7 protein-coding genes are annotated in these 8489 nt (G+C 64.8%); 6 read left to right on the top strand and 1 reads right to left on the bottom strand.

Annotated features, from left to right (window positions below; translation table 11 throughout):
* From AC1DJT_RS30960 to AC1DJT_RS30950, 3 genes are all read left to right on the top strand, one after another.
* A partial coding sequence (locus tag AC1DJT_RS30960) for an ATP-binding protein (RefSeq protein WP_476835556.1) occupies positions 1 to 1299 on the top strand: 1299 nt, incomplete at its 5' end.
* Between the two features lie 67 nt (positions 1300 to 1366).
* Entirely contained in the window at positions 1367 to 2842 is a 1476-nt protein-coding gene (locus AC1DJT_RS30955; protein ID WP_476835555.1) for a protein adenylyltransferase SelO, read from the top strand.
* Positions 2843 to 2979: 137 nt separating this feature from the next.
* Positions 2980 to 4275 (top strand): NAD(P)/FAD-dependent oxidoreductase, encoded by a 1296-nt coding sequence (locus AC1DJT_RS30950; RefSeq protein ID WP_476835554.1) that lies wholly within the window; start codon positions 2980 to 2982, stop codon positions 4273 to 4275.
* A 61-nt stretch (positions 4276 to 4336) separates the two neighbouring features.
* Here the strand turns inward: AC1DJT_RS30950 and AC1DJT_RS30945 are convergent, their stop codons facing one another.
* A complete protein-coding gene (locus AC1DJT_RS30945) occupies positions 4337 to 5092 on the bottom strand; it encodes an IclR family transcriptional regulator (RefSeq protein WP_441508039.1) in 756 nt (251 codons plus the stop codon).
* Positions 5093 to 5200: 108 nt separating this feature from the next.
* Between AC1DJT_RS30945 and AC1DJT_RS30940 the strand changes: the two genes are divergently transcribed.
* The 3 genes from AC1DJT_RS30940 to AC1DJT_RS30930 all read left to right on the top strand — a co-directional run.
* Positions 5201 to 6901 carry a thiamine pyrophosphate-binding protein gene (locus AC1DJT_RS30940; protein ID WP_476835553.1) on the top strand — a complete coding sequence of 567 codons (1701 nt, stop codon included), beginning with the start codon at positions 5201 to 5203 and terminating at the stop codon, positions 6899 to 6901.
* A 61-nt stretch (positions 6902 to 6962) separates the two neighbouring features.
* A complete protein-coding gene (locus tag AC1DJT_RS30935; protein ID WP_113511165.1) occupies positions 6963 to 7775 on the top strand; it encodes a transporter substrate-binding domain-containing protein in 813 nt (270 codons plus the stop codon).
* A gap of 87 nt (positions 7776 to 7862) precedes the next feature.
* Positions 7863 to 8489: amino acid ABC transporter permease (locus AC1DJT_RS30930; protein WP_476835552.1), on the top strand; the 627-nt coding region annotated here is incomplete at its 3' end.

Genomic DNA, 8489 nt, shown 5'->3' with positions numbered 1-8489 from the left:
ATCTTGCTCAGTGAGCCCCTGCTCCTCGCAAGAGACGCGACGATCGAGCTCGAAGGGTTCGGCCAGTTGGTCGTCCATCCAGGGGGCGGCGTCGGGGATCTCGCGCGAGCCTTTGRTGAAGCCGAACGCGCCTTCCAAAGCGAGCTGCGCAAGACCGGCTGCGCCAGCTTCGAGGCGGCAAGATCGCAAGTGCTGCAAAAGGGCGAAGCGATCGCCGAAGCAGAGCTGCAAAGGAAGCTGATCAGCGCCACCGCTCCCAGGGGGCTCGAAGTCCTTCGGCAGGAGACCCAGAACCAGCGCGCGCTCGCCGCCCAGTCCGCTGCGCGGGAGATCGACGCAAAGGAAGCGTCAGAGGAGAGCCGCGCCGGGGCAGTCGAGGCCCAACGCATCGCCCTCCACGACGAGAAGGCCGCCGAAGACGCCGCGGCGCAGCATCGCGCCCAGCATGAGAAGGCCACGCTTGACGCAGCGGTCTGGAACGAGCGCCTGAATGCCGCAATCACGAGCGCCAGCGAGAAGGGGCGTGACCTCATCGAGGCCCGCTCGAAGATCGCGGATGCCGAGCTGCAGGCCAGTTTTGATGCCGCCCAATCGGCCGATATGACGGCCAAGGAGGCTGAGCAGGCCGCCATTCGCGCGCTGGAGCGGGCGAACCCCGAAGCCGCCTCGCTGGCCCTCTCCAGGGCCGGGAACGCAGCTGAGAATATCCGCGCCGATCTTGAGAGGACGGCCCGCGAGGCTCGTGATCTCGAGATCGAACTTCGGGCGCTTGGTCGTGATGGATTGGGCGAGCAGCTCTCCGAGATCGAAGGCCAGATCGCGCTCAGGCAAAGGCAGCTCGCGACGACCAAGGCTCAGGCCGATGGCGCCCGGCTTCTCTACGAGACATTGGCGGAAGCGCAGCGCGAGTCCAAGGACCGCTGGCTCGGCCCGGTACGCGAACGGGTTGCTCCGTATCTGCGCCTGCTCCATCCCGACAGCCAGATCGTGCTCAACGAGGACACGCTCGAGATCGAGCACTTCGTCCGCGCTGGTGTCGAAGAGCCCTTCAGACAGCTCAGCATGGGCGCCAGAGAGCAGACAGCGGTGATCACGCGCCTGGCACTGGCGGACATCCTGCGAGGCTTTGGCCAGCCATCGATCGTCATCCTCGACGACGCACTGGTGAACACCGACGAAGAGCGTCTCGACCGGATGCACCTCGTCTTGAACAAAGCTGCCGGTTCCCTGCAGATCCTCATCCTGACCTGTCGAGAGAAGGATTTCATCCAGCTCGGCGCTCCGATCAGGCGCATTTAGCCTCACCCGCGAGGGTAAGGACCAGGGCCGGAGTTGCCGTGTTGCTGCCAAGGCTTATCTACGTCCCATGACCGCCATCCCCTTCGACAATTCCTACGTCCGCTTCCCCGAGCGCTTCTTCGCGCGGGTAACCCCCAGCGCGGTCCGTTCGCCGCGTCTGCTGCGGTTGAACACGGCGCTCGCGGAGCAGCTCGGTCTCGATCCGGTCTGGCTGGCGGGGCCCGACGGCACCGAGATGCTTGTAGGCAACCGTGTTGCCGAAGGGGCCGAGCCCATCGCCACGGCCTATGCAGGTCACCAGTTCGGCGGGTTCAGCCCGCAGCTCGGCGACGGACGCGCCGTCCTGCTCGGAGAGGTGATCGATCGCGAGGGCAGGCGCCGCGACATCCAGCTCAAGGGTGCAGGGCTGACACCGTTCTCGCGTCGGGGCGATGGGCGGGCCGCACTGGGGCCGGTGCTGCGGGAATACATCGTCAGCGAGGCGATGGCTGCATTGGGCGTTCCGACGACACGGGCGCTCGCCGCCGTGACGACAGGCGAAACGGTCAGGCGCGAGACGCTGCTCCCCGGAGCTGTGCTGACCCGCGTCGCCTCCAGCCATATCAGGATCGGGACATTCCAGTTCTTCGCGGCCYGCAGTGATGTCGAGGGCCTGCGCCTCCTCGCCGACCACGTCATCGCCCGGCACTATCCTGACGTCAGCGCCAGCGCAGCACCCTATCTGGCCCTGCTGGAGGCTGTCATTGCCGTGCAGGCGGCGCTTGTCGCCCGCTGGATGCAAATCGGGTTCATCCACGGCGTGATGAACACCGACAACATGTCGGTTGCGGGTGAGACGCTGGATTATGGGCCGTGCGCCTTCATGGATGCCTACGACTCGGGTACGGTGTTCAGCGCCATCGACGAGCGCGGGCGTTACGCCTATGGCAACCAGCCGCCCGTCGCACGTTGGAACCTGACGCGGTTCGCCGAAGCGCTGCTCCCGCTGCTGGCCGATGACCAGGACCAGGCGGTCAAGCTCGCGCAGGAGGTGCTGGACCGCTTCGATGAGCTGTTCCAGACCGCATTGATCGACGGTTTCCGCCGCAAGCTTGGGCTCTTCGCCGATGAAGCGGATGATGTCGTGCTTATCAAGGCCCTGCTCGACACGATGCAGCGCGGCCAGGCMGATTTCACACTCGTGTTCCGGCGGTTGAGCACGGATGGAACGGGCCCTGCCGAAGGGAGCGCTTGCCGCGACCTGTTCGGCAATCCCGCGGAGTTCGACGACTGGGAGAGCACGTGGCGGCAACGGCTGGCGCGCGAGGCCATATCGCCCGCGGAGCGGGTGAAGGCGATGCGCGCCGTCAATCCGCTGTTCATCCCACGCAACCATCGCGTCGAGGCCGCAATCGAGGCGGCCGTGGAGCAGCAAGATCTCGCTCCCTTCGAGGAATTGCTGGCGGTTCTGGCAAATCCCTATGACGAGCAGCCAGGTCGGGGGGACTACGCCCGCCCCCCGGCGGCTCATGAGCGTGTGCTCGCAACCTTCTGCGGAACCTGAACTCAGCGGGCCTCGATCCGAGCCGGTGTCGGATCGCGAGGCTCGCTGAGAGGCTGCGTGCGCCGGTCTCGCCCTATCGCATCGCCCTAAAGCCGCCTACTCCTAGTAAACTGGCCGGACATTTCGGGTATCCTCCTGTGGCGACGCTAGATGAATTCTCCGACCGCCATCATGTGGTCGTGATCGGCGCCGGGTTCGGCGGGCTCGAGGCGGTCCATCGCCTCGCCGGTGCGCCTGTTCGGATCACCATCGTTGACCGGCGCAATCACCACCTGTTTCAGCCGCTTCTATACCAGGTCGCCACCGCCTCGCTTGCAACATCGGAAATCGCCTGGCCGATCCGGCATCTCCTGCGCAAGCGCCCGGAAATCACGACGCTGCTGGCCGGCGTCATCGACATCGACCCCGAGGCCAGGCGCGTTATCCTCGATGACGGATCCACGCTTGCCTATGACAGCCTGATCGTGGCGACCGGCGCGCGGCATGCCTATTTCGGGCATKACGACTGGGAGCCCTTCGCGCCCGGACTCAAGACCCTCGAGGACGCTACGACGATCAGGCGGCGCATTCTCCTCGCCTTCGAGAAGGCAGAACGGGAAACGGATGCGCTGAAACAGGCCGCACTGCTCACCTTCGTGATCATCGGAGCCGGCCCCACCGGCGTTGAGCTGGCGGGCACGATCGCCGAACTGGCGCGCTCCACCCTTCCCGAAGATTTCCGCAACATCGATACCCGCAGGGCGCGCGTGGTGCTGATCGAAGCGGCTCCGCGCGTGCTTGGCGGCTTCGCGCCCGACCTGTCCGCCTATGCCCATCGCGCCCTCGAAGGACTCGGCGTCGAGATCTTCCTCGGCCAGGCAGTGTCGCAATGCACGGCCGAGGGTGTGGTCTATGGCGACACGACGCTTGCCGCGGCGACGATCATCTGGGCTGCCGGCGTACAAGCCTCCCCCGCAGCCGGCTGGCTGGATGCTCCCGCTGACAGAGCCGGACGGGTCAAGGTCGAGGCCGATCTCACGGTACCGGGCAGACCCGAGATTTTCGTCATTGGCGACACGGCAAGCGTCGCTGCGCCCGATGGAAGCCCTGTTCCCGGCATCGCGCCCGCAGCCAAGCAGCAGGGAAAATACGTCGCAACGGCAATCCGCCTCAGGCTTCGCGGGGAGGGCGTGCTACCCGCCTTTCGCTACAAGCATTCGGGCAGTCTGGCGACGATCGGGAAGCGGCTTGCGGTGATCGATTTCGGCTTCTTCAAGCTGCGCGGCGCGCTGGCCTGGTGGCTATGGGGCCTCGCTCATATCTATTTCCTGATCGGCGTCCGCAATCGGGTGAGCGTGGCATTGAGCTGGCTGTGGGTTCACGCGCGCGACCAGAGAAGCTCGCGGCTGATCACGCAGGGGCGCGAAAACGAAAGCCGACCGAAGCGACGATAGACCGTCCCTGGCGAAGAGCCTCACCGCGGCCGGCAGACCGCGCCGGCGCCCCGAGCCCCCCTTACTTCGTCCAGCGCTTGTCCCCGATCCGGGCACCGAAGTGATGGGCGAACAGGAGCAGCGCATCGACAACCGACTGGTCGCCGCCGCCCTCGAAGGCAAACAACGGGTAGGAAACGCTGATGGCGATGTTCATGCCCTTATGCGGGTCCTCGAAAGCAACGGAGATGGCTTTCACGCCGTCGAAAAGCTCCTGATTTGAGATCGCATAGCCGCGCAATCGCGACATCGCGACCTCGCGCAACAGATCGTCGATCGAAACCAGGGTCTGCTTCGTCACCGGATCGAGCGCTGCAGCAAAGAGACTGCGTATCTCGGCATCCGGTTTGACGGCGAGGAGCGCCTTCCCCATCGCGGCGGCATGCGCGGGCAGCCTGTGGCCAGGCTCGACCGTGAACTGGATCGGCTGCGAGCCCCGCGCCGTCTTGAGGACGACGACCTCGGTGCCGGAGAGCACGCCCAGCCATACCGTGTGCTCGGTCTGGCGGGCGAGCTCCTCCATTTCCTTCTGCGCCTGTTCCACCAGATCGAAATTCCGGTGAAAGCTGGCAGCCAGCTGCACAGCCAGGATCCCCGCCCTGTAGCGCTGCGTCGCGGGATCCTGCTCGATCAGCCCCCCGCTCGCTAGCGAAGCCAGCAGGCGCGAGGCGCTGCTGCGCGTGACTTTCAAGTGGCGGCTGGTTTCGCCAACCCGCAGCTCGCCTCCCGAATTGACGAGCAATTGCAGCGCACTAACGGCCTTTTCAATCGACTTCATGAGCGCTCGCTTGGCGGCTTGACGCCGCGCAGATGTCCTGCGTACGATAAATAATCAACATGTTGCGTAATAAGCAACACTTTTTCCGACTGTCAAGAGGAGACACCCATGCGTGGCACCGGCGGCGCGCTACTTTACGAAACCCTGAAGAGCTACGGGGTGACCTGCCTGTTCGGCATGGAGGATCCGATCCATGTGTTCCACGCCGTCGACCGCGCATTCACGCGGATCGTCACGGTGCGCGACGAGAAGCATGCGGCCATCATGGCGCATGGCTATGCCCAGGTAACCGGCCGGCCAGGCGTGTGCGCCGCCACCTTCGGGCCGGGCGCGACCAATCTGATCACGGGCCTGCTGGAGGCGCAGCGCTCCTCCGTGCCGGTGATCGCGCTCGTCCAGGACCACCCGCTGCGGCTCAAGAACAAGAACGCCAGCAGCGCGCTCGATCATGCGGTTGCTCTTGCGCCCTATGTGAAGGACGTGACGCGCATCGATGCACCGGAGCAGGCGGCCGACGCAGTGCGCAAGGCCTTCCKGATCGCGACATCGGGGCGGCCGGGCCCTGTGGTCCTGCTTTGCCCTGGCGATGTCATGGCCGCCGAAGCCGAAGCCCAGACCTGGGCTGACCAACCCTACACGCATTTCCCGGCCAACCGGGTCCGGGCGAGCCGCGAATCCATCGAGAAGGCGGCAGAGCTCCTCGCGACGGCCCAGCGGCCACTCCTGATCGCGGGCGGCGGATCGATCATCTCCGGCGCCGAAGAGGAAATCCGGATGCTGGCGGAACTGTTCGACATCCCCGTCGCGACAACCATGACCGGGCGCGGAGCCATTGCCGATGCGCACCCGCTCGCCGCGGGCCCGCTCGGCTCCACCACGGGCGGACGCTATGGTCGCGGGCAGATCTCCAACACGCTGTTCGCCGAGGCCGACGTCGTCTTCGTGCTCGGCTCGCGCACCGGCCAGATCTGCTACAGCGACTGGTCGCTGCCCAAGCCTGAAACCAAGCTGATCCATCTCGATATCGACCCGGCCGAGATCGGCCGCAATTTCGCAACCGACATCGCCATGGTCGGCGATGTCCGCGATACCCTGCGCGACCTGATGGCCTATTGCGCCGATCGCGGCCTGGCCCGAACCAACCCGGAGACCAGGGCGCGGATCGACCAGCTGACGGAGAACTGGAGGGCCGAGTTCCGGCCGGTCGCGGAGTCGGCGCAGACACCGATCCGGCCCGAACGCCTGCTGGCCGAAATCTCGGCACAGGTCGATGAACGGACCCTCATCGTTACGGATGCCAGCTACATCACCGGCTGGGCCATGAGCCATATCGATGTGCCAGGCTCGGGGCGCTTCATCCTCTCGCCGCGTGGAACCGGTGGAATCGGCTGGAGCCTGCCCGCCGCAATCGGCGCCAAGATGGCCGACCCATCGCTCAAGGTCGTCTGCGTGACCGGCGACGGCGCCTTTGGCTACGTCATCAATGAGCTCGAAACAGCCGCCCGCTACGGCGTCGATATCCTCGTCGTCGTGTTCAACAACGGCACCCTCGGCTTCCAGCGGCATTGGGAGCAGAAGGTGATGGGCCGCTATCTCGAATGCGACTTCCTCGACATCGACTATTCGGAAGTCGGTCGGGCCCTGAAGTGCCGCGGTGAGCGCGTTACGGCCCCGGAGGCGATCGCTGCGGCCCTGGCTGGGGGGTTTGCTGCCGACGGCCCCTTCGTCATCGACGTCGTCATCGATCCCAACGCCACGGCACCGATCGTCGGCTTCGAGACCATTCTCGCCCGCGACGCGGTCCATTGATGCGGTCGATCACCTCACGAGAGCCGATCTGTTCAACAGCGCCATACAAAAGGGGAAGAGCATGCTGAGAACCATCGCCAACGCACTTGCGTCGGCCGCTGTCGCGGCGGTCGTCGCGCTGTCTGCATCCGGAGCCTCCGCAGGCCCCACGCTCGATCGGATCATTTCCGAGAAGAAGCTGGTCGTCGGAGTAGCCCCCTGGAACAAGTTCGTTCTGCTGAATCCGAAGACGAGCCAGTACGAAGGCCTCATCGTCGACGACATTCGCAATCTCGAGGCGATGACCGGGATCAAGGTCGAGCTCGTCAACACGACCTGGAGCGGCCTCGTGGCCGGGCTCCAGGCCGGCAAATGGGACGTCATCATGAGCGGGCTCGGAGCGACACCCGAGCGTGCGACGGCCGTCGCGTTTGGAGAGGCCTTCGGCTATCTCTCGTCCACCGCCATGGTGCGCGCCGATAGCCCGGTGCGGACCTTCGCGGACCTGGACAAGGAGGGCAATGTCCTCTCCGTGGTCTCGGGCACCGCTGCCCAGCAATATGCCCAGCGCACCTTCAAGAAGGCGAAGGTCACGCCCCTTTCCGATACGGGAGCGGCGGTGCTCGAGGTCATGCAAGGGCGGTCGACGGCCTATATCGGCGATTCCGTCTCGAATGAGTTGCGCGCTCAGGAGCGCCCGACCGAGCTGCGCAATATCAAGTTCGCCAGCGATCAGACGGAATGGACCAGCATGAACCACGCTGTCCGGTATGCCGATCTCGACCTTCTGGTCTTCCTCGACACCTATGTCCGCTCCATGAAGCTGCGGGGCTGGTACCGCACTCTCGCCGAGAAGTGGAACCTGCCGCCTGAACTGGCTGTCGGGCCGCGCTAGCCGACGAACCAGGCAAGGGGCGGACGCCCGTCGCATATCCGCCCCCTGTCACGTCTCTGCTCCGGAAAATGCTGGTCGAATGAGATCATGAATTACACATTTCAATTCGGCGTTCTGACCGAATACGGGCCCTATCTCGCGGGCGGACTCTGGCACGCGTGGTGGACGAGTTTTCCCAGCATCATCATCACGACCATTCTCGGCGTCGTACTGGCGGCGATGAGCATGTCGCGGCGCTGGTTGCTGCGCGGCGCCTCGGTGGTTTTCGTCGACCTGTTCCGCACGCTTCCGGTCGTGGTCCTGCTGATCTGGATCCACTATGTCATGCCGATCCTGACAGGGGTTTCGTTTTCTCCGACCGTGAGCTCGATCATCGCACTGTCCCTGAACGGGGCTGCGCTTGCCTGTGAAGCGTTTCGCGGCGGCCTTGAGGCGATCCCGGCCACGCAAACCCAGGCTGCACAATCGCTTGGGTTCTCACGCTGGAAAGTGATGCGTTACATCACGCTGCCTCAGGCTTTCTTTGCGACCCTGCCGTCCCTCACCAATGTCCACATCACAGTCATCAAGAACGTCACCGTAACAGTACTGATCGCAGTGCCCGAGGTGATGTTCCGGGCTCAGGAACTGACGGTCCAATTCTTCCGCCCGCTTGAGTTCTATACTGGCGCAGCCGTTCTGTATGTGGCGCTTATCTGGGGATACGCCCTGCTC

Source organism: Allobosea sp. 05T422_2 (genome assembly GCF_056396265.1).
This window is presented reverse-complemented; position numbering and strand designations above follow the sequence as displayed.

Excerpts from the sequence above, each read along its gene's own strand:
- AC1DJT_RS30935 (WP_113511165.1), top strand. The coding sequence starts at position 6,963 with ATGCTGAGAACCATCGCCAACGCACTTGCGTCGGCCGCTGTCGCGGCG.
- AC1DJT_RS30945 (WP_441508039.1), bottom strand. The coding sequence starts at position 5,092 with ATGAAGTCGATTGAAAAGGCCGTTAGTGCGCTGCAATTGCTCGTCAAT.